The 16,362-nt window shown below is 64.2% G+C and carries 19 protein-coding genes; 15 read left to right on the plus strand and 4 right to left on the minus strand.

All coding sequences use genetic code 11. The annotated features are described in order from the left end of the window. The 7 genes from FMM79_RS01195 to FMM79_RS01235 form a co-directional block, all read left to right on the plus strand. Nucleotides 1–268, plus strand: a 268-nt coding sequence (locus FMM79_RS01195; RefSeq protein ID WP_148625073.1) for an integrase core domain-containing protein, incomplete at its 5' end; no start/stop codon positions are given. A 195-nt stretch (nt 269–463) separates the two neighbouring features. Beyond that, complete coding sequence (locus FMM79_RS21340; protein ID WP_162528412.1) at nt 464–718, plus strand: hypothetical protein; 255 nt, start codon at nt 464–466, stop codon at nt 716–718. A gap of 18 nt (nt 719–736) precedes the next feature. After that, complete coding sequence (locus FMM79_RS01205) at nt 737–1,153, plus strand: regulatory protein GemA (RefSeq protein WP_148625407.1); 417 nt, start codon at nt 737–739, stop codon at nt 1,151–1,153. A gap of 665 nt (nt 1,154–1,818) precedes the next feature. Continuing rightward, the gene (locus FMM79_RS01215) at nt 1,819–2,211 is read left to right on the plus strand and encodes a hypothetical protein (RefSeq protein ID WP_148625410.1); all 393 of its coding nucleotides are present in this window, start codon (nt 1,819–1,821) and stop codon (nt 2,209–2,211) included. Beyond that, entirely contained in the window at nt 2,208–2,471 is a 264-nt protein-coding gene (locus tag FMM79_RS01220; protein ID WP_148625412.1) for a hypothetical protein, read from the plus strand. The genes FMM79_RS01215 and FMM79_RS01220 overlap by 4 nt, the downstream gene beginning before the upstream one ends. 40 nt (nt 2,472–2,511) lie before the next feature. Continuing rightward, nucleotides 2,512–3,714, plus strand: a complete 1,203-nt coding sequence (locus FMM79_RS01230; RefSeq protein WP_153269304.1) for a phage major capsid protein — start codon at nt 2,512–2,514, stop codon at nt 3,712–3,714. Nucleotides 3,715–3,748: 34 nt separating this feature from the next. Continuing rightward, complete coding sequence (locus FMM79_RS01235) at nt 3,749–4,387, plus strand: HK97 family phage prohead protease (protein ID WP_148625417.1); 639 nt, start codon at nt 3,749–3,751, stop codon at nt 4,385–4,387. Between the two features lie 135 nt (nt 4,388–4,522). Here FMM79_RS01235 and FMM79_RS01240 read toward each other — a convergent pair whose 3' ends face one another. Then, a complete protein-coding gene (locus tag FMM79_RS01240) occupies nt 4,523–4,819 on the minus strand; it encodes a hypothetical protein (protein WP_148625419.1) in 297 nt (98 codons plus the stop codon). A 238-nt stretch (nt 4,820–5,057) separates the two neighbouring features. Further along, a complete protein-coding gene (locus tag FMM79_RS01245) occupies nt 5,058–5,711 on the minus strand; it encodes an N-acetylmuramidase domain-containing protein (protein ID WP_148625421.1) in 654 nt (217 codons plus the stop codon). Between the two features lie 263 nt (nt 5,712–5,974). On the opposite strand from FMM79_RS01245, the gene FMM79_RS01250 reads away from it, so the two are divergent. Together FMM79_RS01250 and FMM79_RS01255 are read left to right on the plus strand one after the other, a co-directional pair. Beyond that, a complete protein-coding gene (locus FMM79_RS01250) occupies nt 5,975–6,376 on the plus strand; it encodes a hypothetical protein (RefSeq protein WP_148625423.1) in 402 nt (133 codons plus the stop codon). Nucleotides 6,377–6,892: 516 nt separating this feature from the next. Then, nucleotides 6,893–7,279 (plus strand): UrcA family protein, encoded by a 387-nt coding sequence (locus FMM79_RS01255; protein WP_148625425.1) that lies wholly within the window; start codon nt 6,893–6,895, stop codon nt 7,277–7,279. 280 nt (nt 7,280–7,559) lie between these two features. Here the strand turns inward: FMM79_RS01255 and FMM79_RS01260 are convergent, their stop codons facing one another. Continuing rightward, complete coding sequence (locus tag FMM79_RS01260; RefSeq protein ID WP_148625427.1) at nt 7,560–8,933, minus strand: class II 3-deoxy-7-phosphoheptulonate synthase; 1,374 nt, start codon at nt 8,931–8,933, stop codon at nt 7,560–7,562. A gap of 203 nt (nt 8,934–9,136) precedes the next feature. Beyond that, nucleotides 9,137–12,103, minus strand: a complete 2,967-nt coding sequence (locus tag FMM79_RS01265) for a pitrilysin family protein (RefSeq protein WP_148625429.1) — start codon at nt 12,101–12,103, stop codon at nt 9,137–9,139. Nucleotides 12,104–12,318: 215 nt separating this feature from the next. Here FMM79_RS01265 and FMM79_RS01270 point away from each other — a divergent pair, with 215 nt between their 5' ends. The 6 genes from FMM79_RS01270 to FMM79_RS01295 all read left to right on the plus strand — a co-directional run bounded on the left by FMM79_RS01270 (nt 12,319) and on the right by FMM79_RS01295 (nt 16,216). After that, nucleotides 12,319–12,897 carry a NifU family protein gene (locus FMM79_RS01270; RefSeq protein ID WP_148625431.1) on the plus strand — a complete coding sequence of 193 codons (579 nt, stop codon included), beginning with the start codon at nt 12,319–12,321 and terminating at the stop codon, nt 12,895–12,897. A gap of 52 nt (nt 12,898–12,949) precedes the next feature. Then, nucleotides 12,950–13,615 (plus strand): tRNA (adenosine(37)-N6)-threonylcarbamoyltransferase complex dimerization subunit type 1 TsaB, encoded by a 666-nt coding sequence (gene tsaB / locus FMM79_RS01275; protein WP_148625433.1) that lies wholly within the window; start codon nt 12,950–12,952, stop codon nt 13,613–13,615. A gap of 44 nt (nt 13,616–13,659) precedes the next feature. Beyond that, a complete protein-coding gene (locus tag FMM79_RS01280) occupies nt 13,660–14,115 on the plus strand; it encodes a GNAT family N-acetyltransferase (protein WP_148625434.1) in 456 nt (151 codons plus the stop codon). Between the two features lie 170 nt (nt 14,116–14,285). Next, the gene (locus tag FMM79_RS01285; protein ID WP_148625436.1) at nt 14,286–14,732 is read left to right on the plus strand and encodes a MucR family transcriptional regulator; all 447 of its coding nucleotides are present in this window, start codon (nt 14,286–14,288) and stop codon (nt 14,730–14,732) included. Between the two features lie 191 nt (nt 14,733–14,923). Beyond that, entirely contained in the window at nt 14,924–15,349 is a 426-nt protein-coding gene (locus FMM79_RS01290; protein WP_148625438.1) for a Fur family transcriptional regulator, read from the plus strand. A gap of 75 nt (nt 15,350–15,424) precedes the next feature. Continuing rightward, nucleotides 15,425–16,216 carry a 1-acyl-sn-glycerol-3-phosphate acyltransferase gene (locus tag FMM79_RS01295; RefSeq protein WP_240338904.1) on the plus strand — a complete coding sequence of 264 codons (792 nt, stop codon included), beginning with the start codon at nt 15,425–15,427 and terminating at the stop codon, nt 16,214–16,216. Nucleotides 16,217–16,362: the final 146 nt, after the last annotated feature.

A 16,362-nucleotide genomic window follows, 5' to 3' on the forward strand; every position in this document is an offset into this window, starting at 1 on the left:
CTTCACCGGCGTGCTGCGGCGCGAGGGTATCGCCATCAGCATGGACGGCCGCGGCGCCTGGCGCGACAATGTCGTGGTCGAGCGGCTGTGGCGCTCGGTGAAGTACGAGGAAGTCTACCTGCACGCCGACGCATGCGTCAGCGAAGCGCGCAGTTCGATCGGCCGATACCTGGGCTTCTACAACGCCCGGAGACCTCACTCGAGCCTCGGCGGACGTACGCCCGATCAAACCTACTTTGACAATCTGCCACAGGCCGTGGCAGCGTGAATTGGCCGCGACTTGCGGGGCGTCACTCCGGCCGGGCTACGCCCGACCTCCATGACGCCCCGCAGGCGCCAGCTTGAACAACCAAACCGCAGACGATCCACTTATCAAACGTCAAAGGCTGTTCAGACAAACCGAGCCACTTCTGTCGGCAACCACGAATTTTCCCTGAAGGCCAATCGCGCGGGACAGAGCGTTTTGACCGCCGCTGTTGCTGATCGCGCCCGGTTCATCGAAAGCTTCGACTATTCGGACCTGACCAATCAGGACATGGCGATGTTTATCGAGGCTCGCGGCATCAGTGATGCCGAAGCCATCGACGCCATAGTCAAGCACTTCTCGACACCGCGCGCCGTCCGCAGCTTCCGCCGAGTGAGTGACTTCCTCGACGACATCATTGACGAAGCAGACGGCAAGCCGGTGTCAGCGGAAATCGTCCGTTCCCTGATCTGACACAGGAGGCTTCAAGCCATGAACGCCAAGCGTATCCAGTTGATCCAGGTCGCCCGTAAGGCACTCGGCCTGGACGAAACCGCCTACCGCGCGATCTTGCTCGAATATGGTGGAGCCGACAGCGCAAAGGCGCTCGACGATCACGGCTTTGCCCAGGTCATGGACCGCTTTCGCTATCTCGGTTTCGTCAGCGATCAACGCAAGGCATCGTTCAGCACTTACGGCAGGGCGGGCATGGCCAGCCCGGCGCAAATTGCCCTGATCCGCGACCTGTGGTCCGCGAACACCGAAGGCGCGGACGAAACGGCGTTGAACCGCTGGCTGGACGGCCACTTCGGCATTTCCGCGCGGCGCTTCCTGCCTGGCGGCAAGGCCCACAAGGCGATTGGTGCCCTCAAGGCCTGGGAGCGCCGAAAGAAGGAGAGTGCCCCCTAAGTCCGGAAGAACGGTGGACCTGCGTTCTTATGGCTTCTTAAGCCCAAATTTTGGCCTGCTCAGGCCCAAGGAAACCTAATCCAACGTCAATCCGAAAGAGAAGAGGATACAAGGATGTTCAATTCGATGCCCGAAAGTACAAGCATGGTAGCCCATAGCCTCAATGATGACATGGCCCAGGACCTTGCGCTCGATGCTCTCGACGCGATTAGGTGTCTCTGCATTGAGGCTTCCAATGGACAGAGGAATGATGGGCTCGCTCATGTCAGCGCGGACCAATTTGCATCTCTCCTTGGGCTCGTCGTCGATGAGATGCGGAGAACCCGCGAAGACAAGAAGACAATCAAGGTCAATACGTCTGACGCGCGATTTGCAGCGGCTCGACCCGAGGCGGCCACCCCGAGCCGAGCCTAACCCGAAACATCCTACCAAAAGACAGTTCACAGGTTGCGCCCTACTATCAGGAAAGTGGTAAGGCGCAACCTTCCCCGCAAAATCCATGTTGCAAGACATCGGCACGCGTCCGGTGCGACTGCAAAATCCACGCTGCTAAAGTTCCGGGGCTGACATGAGGTCAGTGCATGGGGTCGGGCCCCCTTGCTTGAGACGCTCCGGGCTGGAGATGGAAATTTCCTTCCACCTCCAGCCCACTTCGGGACTTAGGGATGGAAACGACAGCATTCAGACTGCCCGGCGTTCTTGCCGAGATCGAAGAGGTTGCGGGCCGGGAAGCGGCGATAAGCGTTGCGACCTCCTACGGTGGAAGGAAACTGAAGTTTCCTACTCGCGACAGCCTCGAAGAAAAGAGCAAGAGATCTAAGCAAAATTGGCTCGTCAAAACGGTCGGCCATAGGAATGCCCTGGCCATCTGCCGGGAGTTCTTCCCCTTTGGCGGAACGGTCGATATTCCCAGCGCCCGCAATGTCTTGCGCCGCCAATACGTCTACGAGAATGCTACAAAGCTATCGCAGGCGGAATTGTCCTCTTGCCTGGACATCAGCGAACGAGCGGTTCGCCGAATCAAATCCCAACTGCGTGACGAAGGGCTGCTCGAATGAGCAGCGCCGAGCAATCAACATCGCAATCTCCGGACGAGTTTCGCGCAAAGGTTCGTGAACAGATCGCGCAAGCCCTGGTAAGGCTCGCTGGTGACGTTCCGGAAGCCGACGCGCGCCAGACCCTGGAGTCGGCGATCAGTCACCTCGCTGACGTCTATGCGCGCAGCTTCGGCCACGCGGAAACCGTCAAAACCCTCATCTCGATTACTCGGCGCGGCCTTTGGCCTGCGAACGAGGAACTTACTGCGCCCAGGCATTGAGCCTGCGGCGCAAATTCCCGTGAATTGAAGGAGCTCTCTCATGTCTCACGATTTTGATAAGAACCTCGGAATGATCCACCAGTCCCTGGGCGAATATCTGTCCGGGAAGGACGATAATCAGCCCATGGGGCGATTTGTCCACCCTGGCGCGAAGGCCTCGCAGCATTCGTTCAGCTCCTCTGTAAAGAGTGCTCCATCCAGCAATGCCCCCGGCGTGAAGGTCCACCACGGCGCGCACGGCGAGGTCTACGAGCTCCAGGCGGGCGCGAAACTGGTCGATGCCTTGCCCAGCAAGGACAAGCCCGAAGTTCCCCTGGATCGGTGGCTCGCCGCGACGATGCTTGGCGACCGCTGCGAGGACAAGGCCGCCCTTGAATTCTCGCGCGAGGCGAAGAGCCGCTCGGGCGGCGCAACGGGTGTTCTCCTGCCTCAGGCCTTCCAGGGCGAATGGATCGATAACCTTCGCTCCTTCATGGTCCTCGAAGCCGCGGGGATGACGACGGCGACAATGACCGACCGGACCGTGACGAGTTCACGCGTGGTGTCCGATCCTCCGGTCGCCTGGAGGGCTGAGAGCACGGCACTGGCCGCAGGCGACCCTACGTTCGAGCTGCGCAACCTTGTTGCCAGGACCTTGGGCGTCCGCGTGCAATCCACGGTCGAGCTCGCGCAAGACTCACCGGATTTCGGCAGTCAATTGCTCAATGTCATGGGCAAGGCTCTCGCCCACGAGATCGACCGAGTCGGCTTGATCGGAACCGGCGTTGCCAACCAGCCGACTGGCATCGTCAAGACGAGCGGGATCAATTCGGTCAGTGCCATCGGGACCCCGAGCAGCTTCTCGCCTCTCGTCAACGGGGTCCAGAAGCTGCTCGAAAACAACGTCCCGCTGGAAATCGCTGAGCGGAATGCAATCATGTCCCCGCGCACCTGGGGCTCGCTCGAAAACCTCACGGCGACCGACAATCAGCCGCTGATGCGTCCGAATTCACTGGACCGCATGGCTTTCCGTCCGACGAACAGCATCCCGAACGATCTCGGCACGGGTACGGATGAAAGCCTCGCGATCATGGGCGACTTCCGCGAGCTGGTTCTAGGCGTCCGCATGGAGGCGACGGTGGAAGCCCTTCGCCTTCAGTCCTACGCCGACAACCTTCTCCTGGAATTCGTCGGCTTGACCCGCGTCGACTTCATGGTGCGCCGTCCCGCAAGCTTCGTGGTGCTGGAAGGCATCACTGCCTAGGTAGCATACGCGTCCAATTTCGAGGAACAGGCCAATGAACGTGAAGTCGCTGACAATCGAAAGGATGAATGATGCGGGCAGTGGCCGCGCCCGCATCGCGCAGCTCTCCGCCGTGGACAGCGATGGCGACACTTACGCGCCTGGCGCGTTCTCCTGGGGGCAAGGCGGCGGCCAGTGGTGCCAAATCCTGCCCGCGCACAATCGCAAGGCGATGCCGCTGGGCAAGGCCTGGATTTACGAGGAGAACGGCTGGGCCGTTGCGGATCTCTATCTCAACCTCAACACCCAGGCGGGCAAGGACTGGCACGAAACGCTTAAGTTCGACCTCGCCAAGGGCAAGCCGGTGCAGGAGTGGAGCTACGGCTATGCCGTGCTCGATGCCGATCACCAGCAGCGCGAGGGACGCAACGTCCAGGTGCTCAAGAAGCTCGACGTGGACGAGATTTCGCCGGTCATTCGAGGGGCGGGCATCGGCACCGGAACGCTCTCAATCAAATCCGACAATCTGCGGATTGCCGATGAGAGGGAAGTCATTGCCGCGCTTGGTGCATGGCTCGAATGGGAACGCCAGAAGCATCTTCAATGCGCGCGCGGCGTTACAACGCAGGAAGTCCAGCGACTCGTTGAGACGGGTGTGAAGCAGGGCCTTGCACAATGCGATGCTTTGTCCTGACCGCAGAATTCCTGACTAACTCGGGAAATTCCGGCTTTCTGTCGCAACGACAAATCCAAAGAACCTATATAGAGTGCGGGCGGACACGCCGATGGGCGCTCTGGAATGTCGGAATAATCGGGCCCGAAAGGGCGCTCAGTTCGCGCGGCGCAGGCCCGAGGCTTCGGCCAGCAGCGCCCGCTGGCGCTGCTCGTGGTGGGCATAGGCCTGCCACTGCACGGCGGTTCCGCAGGTCAGTGCGGACCGGGTCGAGAGCACCTCGCGCTCGATGGTGCGGCAGGTGAGCTGGTCCTCGGCGGAGGCCGACGCGTTGCAGCGGGCGACCTCGCGCAGCATCTTCGCGTTGGAGCCTTGCGCCTCTGCGGCAAGCGCCGGAGTCGAAAGCCCGGCCACGCCGGCCATGGCGAGAGTAAGAACGGATATACGCAGCATCGCATGTCTCCATCGGATCGAGGCCCACCCCGAAACCTGAGCAAGGTTATTTTGAGGAGGGGCAGAACGGCAACATGAGACTGTCCAGCAGTCCAACGGCTTCCCGCAAAAACGCGAAGCCCTTGTCAGGGCGTCATCGCCCCTTGCCCCCAAAATCGGCACCGTTGCCTTTCACACGCCAAGCGGCGCGGGAACGGTGAGGTCGCCAGTTCGGGGAGGCCCAGGGAAAGGTCCGCCTTCACGCCATCGCGGCGGCCAGCTTGGTGTGGTAACCCAGCCGGGCGTAGGCGCCGCCGTTGTAGGCGCGCGCGAAGGCGCGGCAGTCCTCCGGGTCGGTGGAGAGCGCGGCCATTTCGTCGTTCAGTTCGTTGTATTCGACATAATGGGCAAGAAGTTCATAGTGCTTGAGTTCGGAGGCTACCGTACTGAAGGCGAAGGCAAAGGGGCTGGCAAAGCCAAACTCGTCCCACCACTGCCCCAGCACCTGGAACTTGCCCCAGGAGCAGGCCATGAACGCGGCATCAACATCGCCGGTCACGATTGCACCTGCCAGCTTGTCCCAGCTGCTTTCGCTGTAACCGCCGTAGCGCGGGTTGCTGAAAGTCGCGACCGACCAGCGCCCGCCGGTGTACTTGTGAAACTTGTGCCGCTCGTAGAGGATCTTGGGTCGCCCCAGTCGATCGAACCCACCGCCCGAGGATTCCACCTGCGCCACCGCGCGGAGCTGTTTCACGCTGACATGCAGGCGCGCGGCCAGTCCGACCTCTTCCTCGTCGGTAACAGCGGGGGCCTGGGTATTGGTGAAAGCGTTCAACAGCGCCGCGCGCGACTTGGGGCCCCAGATCCCGTCGGGCTTGGCGCCCACGGCCGATTGCAGCTCGACAATGTTCATGACCATGCCTCCCGACGGCTCGACAGGCGTTGAAAATGCGGGCCCAAGCGAAGTTGTGTCAAAGAATTTAAGATGACAAAGGCCGTAACGGCGGGGCTGGAACTTGATATTGCGGGACAATTTACTGTGTAGGTGCGCCCTACGGCCAGCCGTTCCGGAACTGCGCTGGATGGCGGCTCGCTTCGTCGCAAGTCCTTTGCAATCGTGTGCTCGTCCCGCCTAGCAAATCCCCAAGGGACATACTGGGACTTCAGGGGTATACGATGAGGGTTATCACACGCGCCACCGCGCTCGCCGCGCTGGCCATCGCCGTCACCAGCGCGCCGGCGCTCGCAGACGATCCGCGCGACCCCAGGATGCGCTCACGCGCCGCGCGCGAGGCCGACGCCGCCGAAATCCGCCGGCTCAACCGCGAACAGGCCGCCTACGTTGCGCGCCGCGATGCCCACTACGCACAAGGCTGGGACGCCTGGCGCGCCGCAGAGGCCGACCGCCGCGTCTACGAGGACTACAGCGCCCGCGCCTACGAAGAGGATAGGCGCGCCTACGAGGACGACCGCAGCCGCTACGCCCGCGCCCGGCAGGACTACGAGGCCGACCGCGCCGCCTGGGAACGCGATGTGCGCGCCTGCCGCCAGGGGTACTACAGCCGCTGCGGGGGCTGACCGGGCGGCTACCGGAATAAGACGAACACATGAATTCGAGGGTCATCGCCCTCAGGCTTCCCATACCGTCAGCCGCACCTTTCCCACGCCCGTTCGCTACGCAGACCCACGTAAACGCCGGGACGCAGGCCGCGCTTCGTCGCGTCCTGAGAGCTGTCTGCACCGGCACCTAACGAAACACTTTGTTTTACAGCGCAACGAGCGTATAATCCAAAATTACCGCAGGAAGAGGTCGCCGCAATCATAAGTTGCGATAAACCGGACGAACTTCCCGATGCCTTGGCATCCCGCCAGACATCCCGATCGCCGACTCGGCGCCTGATTGACGACCAGGCACACACCGACACGCAACGCCCTTCGTGAGAGTTTGCTGCCCAGTGACGCAGCCCGTCCCCCACGCCTGAAATCCGAACGCGAAACGGGCCGATTGCCCGGAGCGGACACGCTGTCCGCAATGCCTCTACCTGCGTCCCCGCGCGGCTCCCAACGGGCCGCGCACCGTAGAGGAGAAGCACCATGATCAGGCTTACCATCGCCGCCTGCACGCTCGGTTGCGTGCTGCTGGGAAGCGCCGCCTCGGCGTCCAACAACGAAGTGGTCGTGCAAAAGCACGTGTGGGAGGACCGACCGACCATCGCCGTGCGCTACAGCGACCTCGATCTCGACAGCCCCAGCGGGCGTGACGCGCTGGATACGCGGCTCGTACGCGCGGTGAAGAGCGTGTGCGGCGCGCCGGACCTGCGCGAATTGCAGGACATGGCGCTGATGCGCGACTGCCGCGTGACCTCGCTTGCCCGCGCCCACGCGGACCGCGACGCGCTGATGGAGATGCGCATGGCCACACGGGGCAACCCCGAACGCCTTGCCGCGCTCGACACCGCCACGCTGCGCGTGGGGCAATAGCGAAAAAGAGTATCCAAGGGGCCATCTCCCCTTGCCCTCCGATTGGCCACCTCACCTCTCACAAGCCACATGGTGCGTGCAAGGTGAGGTCGCCCGGTTTGGAAAACCCGAGGGCGATCGCCCCCGGATTATCCTTGTTCTGCCCGCGCCCTGCTTCCAAAAATCAGGATCACGGGGCCTGGCCCCGTCCTTCCCCGCCCGGCCCCTGCACACACGAAGGGCAGGCACCGCGCCTTTGCGGTCCCTGCCCTTTGGTGTCTTCAGCGGACTGGCGCGTGAATCAGGCCGCGGCCTGGTGCTGCGCGTTGGCTTCGAGGTTGAGCAGGTCCGCCATCTCGAAGGCCAGTTCGATCGACTGCGCGCCGTTGAGGCGGGGATCGCAGTGCGTATGGTAGCGATCGCCCAGCCGCTCGTCGGTGATGGCGATGGCACCGCCCGTGCATTCGGTCACGTCCTGGCCGGTCATCTCGACATGGATACCGCCTGCATGCGTGCCTTCCGCGCGGTGGACCGCGAAGAAACCGCGCACTTCGGAGAGGATGCGGTCGTAGGGGCGGGTCTTGAGGCCCGAATCGGTCTTGATGACGTTGCCGTGCATGGGATCGCACGACCACACCACCGGGTGGCCTTCGGCCTTCACCGCGCGCACCAGCTTGGGCAGGCCTGCCTCGACCTTCTCATGGCCGAAGCGGCTAATGAGGGTCATGCGGCCCGGCTCGCGATTGGGGTTGAGCGTGTCGAGCATCTTGAGGAGCGCGTCGGGCTCAAGGCTCGGACCGCACTTCATGCCGATGGGGTTTTCCACGCCGCGCAGGAACTCGACGTGGGCCGAGCCTTCAAAGCGGGTGCGGTCCCCGATCCACAGCATGTGCGCGGAGCAGTCGTACCAGCCGCCGGTCAGCGAATCGCGGCGGGTGAGCGCCTGCTCGTAGGGGAGCAGCAGCGCCTCGTGGCTGGTGTAGAACTGGGTGCCCTGCAGCTGCGGGACGGTCGTGGGATCGACGCCGCAGGCCGACATGAAATCGAGCGCCTCGCCGATGCGGTCGGCCATCTCGGCGAACTTCTCACCCCAGGGGCTGCGGTCGATGTGCTCCATCGTCCACTTATGGACCTGGCTGAGGTTCGCGTAGCCGCCGGTCGCGAAGGCGCGCAGCAGGTTCAGCGTCGCGGCCGACTGGCCATAGGCCTGGACCATGCGTTCCGGATCGTTGCGGCGCGCCTCGGCGTTGCCCTCGATGCCGTTGATGATGTCCCCGAAGTAGCTGGGCATCTCGACGCCATCGACCATCTCTGTCGGCGAGGAGCGCGGCTTGGCGAACTGGCCGGCCATGCGCCCGACTTTCACCACCGGCTGCTTGCTGGCGAACGTCAGCACGACCGCCATCTGCAGCAGGACGCGGAAGGTGTCGCGGATGTTGTCGGGGTGGAATTCGGCGAAGCTCTCCGCGCAGTCCCCGCCCTGGAGCAGAAAACCGCGTCCCTCGGCCACTTCGGCAAGGTCTTTCTTCAGCTCGCGCGCTTCGCCTGCAAAGACCAGCGGCGGAAACTTGGCCAGGGTCGCCTCGACCTCGTTCAGCTTTGTCTCGTCGCCATATACCGGAAGGTGGCGCGCTTCCTGCGCCTTCCAGCCGTCCGGGGTCCAATTGCTCGCCACGTCGTTCACTCCTGAAATTCGGCCCTCTCCCGGACCGCTCCTGCCCGGACGCCAGCGGCGCCCGGATACCTTGCACGAAGCCTCGGCAAGGCGGGCCCCATAGCCTCTGCCCGCAATTTTTGCAAAGAAGCTTTGGCCAAAACCGCTAATCGGTTGCGCGGAAGAGGTTTTTGCATATCCCTCTCCCGCCATTGCGGCTGGGGTTACCTGGCGGCGACCTTGCCGCTCGCGCCTTCTTCGGGGATCACCTCGAGGCGCCACGAATTGCCTTCTCCCAGATACTTGGCGGCGAGCGCCTGCATCTCGGCCGGTGTGGTCTGGGTAAAGTCGACCAGCACCGAGCGCACCGAACCAAAGCGCGAGGGATCGCGGCTCGCGCCCTCCAGCTGGTTCATGAAGAACGAGGTACTGGACGCCGCGCGCGTCACCTGCTGGCGCAACGGTTCGGTCACGCGGGCCAGTTCATCGGCGGACGGGGGGTTGGCGATGAGGTCCTGCGCGATCTCCTCGGCGGTCTGGTAGAACACGTCGACCGACTTGGGATCGACCTGCGCGACGGCCGTGATCGCCCCGCCCGCCTGCAGGTCGACCGGCCAGCTCGAATATACATAGGGCGAATAGGCGACGCCCAGCTTCTCGCGCACGGCATCAATCAGACGGTTGGTGAAGAGCTGGGTGAGAATCTCCAGCTGGCGCGATTCGCGAATCCCCAGCATGCCCCCGCCGGTCGGCCAGGACAGCACCGCGGCGGCCTGGTCGGGATCGCCGTGGTGGTGCAGCACGACAGGCGTAGTGCTGGCCCTGGAGACCGCGATCTCGGGCGCGGTGCCGGTGCTGCGCGCGTCCTTGCGCGGCTTGAGCGCGCCAAAGGTCTTCTCCAGAGCGGCAACCGCGGCCGCCTTGTCGAAGTCGCCGTAGATCTGCACTTCCACCGGCCCTTCGGCGAGCGCCTTGGACCACACGCGCTTGAAGCCCTCGGGCGTCGCCGCGTCGATCTCGGAGGGCGTGGGCGTGGCAAAACGCGCGTCCTTGCCGTGCTGGTAGTAGGCGAGGTCCCGACTGAGGATACCCTGCGGCGAGGTGGCGAAGGTGTCATACTGGATCTTGGCTGCGGCCTTGGCGCGGCGCAGCGGGTTCTCGTCCCAGCGCGGCAGGTCGAGCTTGGCCGCGAACAGGTAGAGCTGGTCCTCCAGGTCCTGCGGGCGGGTTTCCGCCTTGAGCTGGAAAGCCGCGTCATCGACGGTGAACTCGAAGCCCATCTTGCGGCCCGTCGAGATCACGTCGAGATCGTCGAGCCCCAGCGTGGCCAGACCCGAGCCGACCAGCGCGTATTCACCCAGCGTCAGGTAGGGCGCGTCCTCGGGCGCGATCGAGCGCGTGCCGCCTCCGAAACGCACCTTGGCAACCACGCGGCCCGGCTCCTCGGCCACCGGCCAGAGCAGCGCCTTCACGCCATTGGCGAAGGTCAACTCCTCGATGTCGAGCAGGCCGGTGGGCTGGTCGGCGACAGGGACGGCCGGGGTGCCGATGGCGGGCAGCGTGTCGAACGAGACCGGCTCGGCGTTGGCGACCCGGCGCGCGGTAGCGTCGGGCTCGACCGGCGCGATCAGCGCCTCGCGAAGCGCCGTCGCGGTGATCTTGCCCTCTTCCTGCGTGGTGAAGAGCGCGCGCGTCACGGTGCCTGCAAACAGGCCGCGGGTGTGGTCGAGCACGGCCTGCGGGGTAAAAAGATGGCGCGATTCGCGGAAGATGCGCAGCACGTCCTTGGGGGAGGCCACCGTCTCACGAATGTCGAGCGCGTTGACCAGATCATCAGCGAGCTGGGATCCGGGCAGGATGCGCTCCTGCTCGACCGGGACCTGGAAGGCGACGTCGAGCTCGGCCACCTCACGGTCGATCTCCTCCTGCGTGGGCGCGCGGGTCATGGCATCGGCAATCACGCCGCGCACGTCCTCGAGCGCCTCCTTCCAGTCATCGCCCAGCGGCGTGACCGACATAAAGGTGACATCGGCGCTGCGCGAGATCTTGTCGGTGTTGACCGAGGCCGAGAGGAAGCTGCCGCCGGCGCGCGCGCGGGTTTCGAGGCGCCGGTTGATGATCGCCTGGGCAATCGCGTCGGTCATCAGCCCCTGGTTGTAGGGGATGTTGTCGACGACCTGGTTCCAGGGCCGCAGCGTCGCCACCAGCAGCGAAGGCGGCAGGTCGGGCTCGACCAGCACGCGGGTTTCACCCACCGGCGCCAGTTCACGGTTGTTGCCAGCAAAGCCCTTGGGCGCGGCAGGTTCGCCAAAGCTCGGCGCCTGCGCCTTCGCGCCCTTGGCCTGCCAGTCGCCGAACCATTTGCGCACGTAGCTTTCGAGCATTGCGGGATCGGCATCGCCCGCCACGATCACAGTGACGTTGTCGGGGCGGTACCAGCGCCTGTAGAAGGCGCGCACGCTCTCCTGCGTCGCGGCGTTGAGGCTTTCCAGCGTTCCGATGGGCTGGCGCTCGGCCAGCGGCTGGCCCTTGTAGAGCGTCTCCTGCATCGCGTTCTGGACGCGCAACGCCGCGCCGCCGCGCTCGCGCATTTCGGCAAGTACGATGGGACGATCCTGCGCGAGGTTGTCGGCCGAGAGCGTGGGCGCGGTGACCATCCCGGACATCAGCTTGAAGGTCTCGTCGAGCGAGGTCGGCGTCGCGTTGGGCAGGTCGAGCTTGAAGACGGTCTGCGTGGCCGAGGTCACCGCGTTGGTGTCGGTCCCGAAGGTCGCGCCCAGCCGCTGGAAGGCCGCGATCGCCTGGCCCGAGGGAATGTACTTCGACTGGCGGAAAAGCATGTGCTCCAGAAGATGCGCATAGCCGCGCTCGGCGTCGGTCTCATAAAGCGAACCGGCATCGACCCGCACCCGGATCGAAACCTGTCCGGGCGGCACGCCGTTCTTGCGCACCGCATAGCGCAGGCCATTGTCCATCTCGCCGAAGTGCCAGGCCTTGTCGTGCGGGATGTTGCTGCCGCGGTAGAGCCAGGGGTCCTCCTCGTTCGTCTGCAGGACCGGCGCAGGCGCGGCCGGAGCCGGGGCATTGGGAGGCGCGGTCGGCGCCTCTTGCGCCACGGCAGGCGAAACCGGGACCTGCAGGAGAAAGGCAAGACAGGCGAGCGAACTGGCGGCGCGCGAAATAGTGGTCATTGCCGAGGCTATAGGATGTGGACGGATTAAGGGCCAGTGAATAGGTCGCCGCGACAACGGCTGGGGAGCTTGCACAAATATCATCCTTAACCTTTGAAATGCGCGTCAAAACAGAAGTATGACAACGCCGCCAGGGTTCCAGACCGCGGGACAAATCGTCCCGACCCCGCCCCGCGACTTGATTAAAAGCCCCAAAAGCCTAAATCGCGGGCATCATGTTTATTGAAACCGAAACGACTCCCAACCCCGCCACGCTCAAGTTCCTGCCTGGCCGGGAAGTCATGGCCGATGGCACGCGCGAATTTACCTCGCCCGAGGACGCGGCCGCCTCGCCGCTCGCCGAAGCCCTGTTCGACCTGGGCGACGTGACCGGCGTCTTCTTCGGCCACGGCTTCATTTCGGTCACCGCGGCGCCGGGTGTCGAGTGGCCCGGCCTCAAGCCGCAGGTCGTCTCGATCCTGCTCGACCACTTTGTGTCCGAAGCCCCGCTGTTCCGCCACAGCGGCAACGGCATTGCCGTCCCGCCCGAGAGCGAGGACGCGAACCTGGGCGATGATCCGGCCGATGCGGACATCATCGACCAGATCAAGGACCTGATCGAGACCCGCGTGCGCCCGGCCGTGGCCAACGACGGCGGCGACATCGTCTACCGGGGTTTCCGTGAAGGCGTGGTCTATCTCTCGATGCAGGGGGCCTGCTCGGGCTGCCCGTCCTCGAGCGCGACGCTCAAGCACGGCATCGAAAGCCTGCTCAAGCACTATGTGCCTGAAGTGAGCGAAGTGCGCGCGGCCTGATCGTACGCCCCTTCCCACCTTTTCCAGACAACAACAAAGTCAGCCCGCCCGCGTGTCGCCCCCGCCCTCCCCGTCGCCTGCCACCAACCCGACGCGCACCCTCGTCATCGACAGCGCCACGGCAGCCTGTTCGGTGGCCCTTCTCGAGGGCAACACGCTGATCGGCGGGACTTTCCGCGTCCTCGGACGGGGCCACGCCGAGGCGCTGGTGCCGATGATCGCGAACCTGCCTGAACGCGGAAAGGCCGACCGCATCGCGGTGGCGCTGGGTCCGGGCAGCTTTACCGGCGTACGCGTGGGCCTTGCCGCCGCGCGCGCACTGGCCTTGGCTTGGGGGGCCAAGCTCGTGGGCTATCCTACCCTCGCGCTCGTCGCGGCCATGGCGCGTGAGGCCTTCGGCGAAGGCCCGGTGGACGTCGCCATGACCGGCGGACATGGCGAATGGTTCGTCGAGAGCTTCGATGCCGCGGGCGCCAGCACCGCGCCGCTCGCCTCGCTTACGCCCGATGGAGCCGCCCAGGCCCTCACCGCCCAGCGCATCACTGGCAATGAGGCCGAAGCGCTCGTCGCGACGCGCGGCCACGGCACGGCCCAGCCCCTGCTTCCCGACGCCCGCGCCTTTGCAGCCCTTCCCACCGCCCACCTGACGCCGGACATCAGCCCGCTTTACGGCCGCGCACCCGATGCGCGCTTGCCCGGCGGCAAGATGCCCGGCTAGTCTGCGCACTCCTGAACACAAATAGTCCCCGGCAGCAGTATCCCATGACCGAAGACCTCGACAAGTTGATGGAAGTCATGACCGCGGCCTTCGACCCTCTATACGGCGAAGCCTGGACCCGGCGCCAAGTCGAAGACGCCTTACTTTTTGGACATACGCACTACAGTCTTGTTGATTCCTGTGGGACCGCGCCCAGTGCAGAGACCCCTGCGGCCGGGTTCACGCTCTCGCGCCACGGCTTCCATGAAGAAGAACTTCTCCTGCTGGCTGTAATTCCGCAGGAGCGTGGAAAAGGACTCGGCAATACTCTCCTCAAATTGCTTAGCAATTCCGCGAAACATCGCGGCGCGCAACGGCTTTTGCTGGAAATGCGAAAGGGAAATCCCGCCGAATCCCTTTACAGCGCATTCGGCTTCTACCAGATCGGCGAACGGCCTGACTATTATCGCTTACTGTCAGGAGAGCGCGTGAACGCGATTACATTTGCGTGCGACCTCTGAATTTAAACTGCCCAGATTTAAGGTTTGGATCCATATTCGCAGCACGAAGGCCAAAACAACTACGATACAACTTGAAACATTGGCTCATTTGAGCCATTATATCTCTCGGCAAGTCACAGATGTGTCGGCCAACGAATGAAAGCCTCAAGGTCGCTATAGAGGAAAATATAATGGAAACTGTTCAGCCCGACATGAGCGAAACGCTAATCACCCTCACTTCCGACATTGTTGCCGCGCACGTCAGCAACAACAGCGTCACGGTCGATGATCTCCCCTCGCTCATCAACAATGTTTACGGCGCACTTGCCGGTCTTGGCGGCGCCGCTGCCGTGGAAGAAGAAAAGCCCGAGCCCGCCGTGTCGGTTCGCGCCTCGATCAAGCCCGACTACATCGTCTGCCTTGAAGACGGCAAGAAGCTCAAGATGCTCAAGCGCCACCTGATGACGCACTACAACATGACCCCGGAAGAGTACCGCGCGCGCTGGAACCTGCCCGCCGACTACCCGATGGTCGCCCCCAACTACGCCGAAAAGCGTCGCGAACTCGCGAAGAAGATTGGCCTGGGCCGCAAGCCCAATGCCCGCCGCGGCCGCAAGCCCAAGGCCGTGGCCGCCTAAACGGCGCGCTTCGCACACGAAAGAGGGTACCGTCCGGACCTTGCTCCCCCCATCTCGTGCGGCCCGACCTTACCGGGCGAGAACAGTGCAAACGTTCGCCGTCCCCCTTTCCCCTTTCCCGATTCTTTTGGTATCGGGACGACACCGGCCCTGCGCGGCCGGTGTTTCCTTTTGCATAAGACAGGTCAGACGTGAGCCAGCCCATCGATATTGAAGCCCTCTGCGCCGAGCGTGGCCTGCGGATTACCGAACAGCGGCGCGTCATCGCCAAGGTTCTGTCCGAAAGCACCGACCACCCCGACGTCGAGAAGCTGCACGAACGCGCCACCGCGATCGATCCGGGCATCTCGATAGCCACGGTCTACCGCACGGTGCGCCTGTTCGAGGAGGCCGGCATCCTCGATCGCCACGATTTCGGTGACGGACGCGCTCGCTACGAAGCCGCGCCCGAAGCTCACCACGACCACATGATCGACGTTGAGACCGGCGCCGTAGTGGAATTCGTCGACCCGGAACTCGAAGCCCTCCAGAAGCAGATTGCCGAGAAGCTGGGCTTCCGCCTCGTCGATCACCGCATGGAACTGTTTGGCGTCAAGCTCGACCGTGACGAGGGCTGATACCCCAGCCCTTGCCCCCTTTTCCCGCGCGCGTCGGCCAACCCGGCCAGTCGCGCGGCCCGGACTGATGAGCCCGTGACCTCGCCCGCACACGACACCGAGCCGGGCGCTCCCTGGCCCCGTCCGCCCTTGCTGGGCTGGCCGCTGATTGTCCTGCGTATCGTGGCGCTTCTCGTCAGCCTGATCCTTGCGGTTGGGGCCTATTATGTCTTTGCGCTGTTCACGCGCCATAATCCCGCACCGCCCCTCTTCCTGCGCACGGTGGGGGCCATTGCGGGCCTGCGCCTGCGCGTGAAGGGTACCTTGCCGGGCCGGGGCGAGACCGCCATCTTCCTGTCCAACCACATGTCATGGCTGGATATTCCTGCCCTTGCAGGCGTCAGCGGCTGCGCCTTCGTGGCCCACGACGGCCTCTCCGTCTTTCCCCCGTTGCGCCGCCTGTGCGAAATGAACGACACCGTCTTCATCGCCCGCCACGACCGCCGCTCGGTGGCGCAGCAAGCCAAGCAGGTACGGGACGCGCTCGACGAGACCGGCTGCCTTACGCTCTTCCCCGAAGGCACGACGAGCGACGGGCGCGGCCTGCTCCCGTTCAAGTCCTCGCTGCTCTCCCCGCTCGAAAGCGATCTTGCCCACGTCGCGATCCACCCGGTCTGGCTCGACTACGGCCCCCAACCCGAAAAGGTCGCCTGGGTGGGAGACGAGCCGGGCCTGGGCAACGCGCTGCGCATCCTCGCGCGTTGGCGCCCGATCCCGGTCACCATCCATGTCCTGCCCGCCCTGACGCGTGCGGAACGCACCAGCCGCAAGAGCATCGCCCAAGCCGCGCGGTCGCACATCGCCGCGGTGAGTGGAGGAGTTGAGTAAGTAGAAGCGTTGTCCGAGGGCCAACGCCCCCCGGGCTCCCCAACCTGTCGCGCGCAGGCGTGCCGGGTGCCGCGGGTCATGGGTCGGAGGGGAATGGGGATTGAGGCGCTTTGCCCCCCCGATTTTTTTGTATCACCCTGACGGCG

Origin of the sequence: Novosphingobium sp. BW1 (assembly GCF_008107685.1) — a bacterium.
Lineage (GTDB): Bacteria > Pseudomonadota > Alphaproteobacteria > Sphingomonadales > Sphingomonadaceae > Novosphingobium.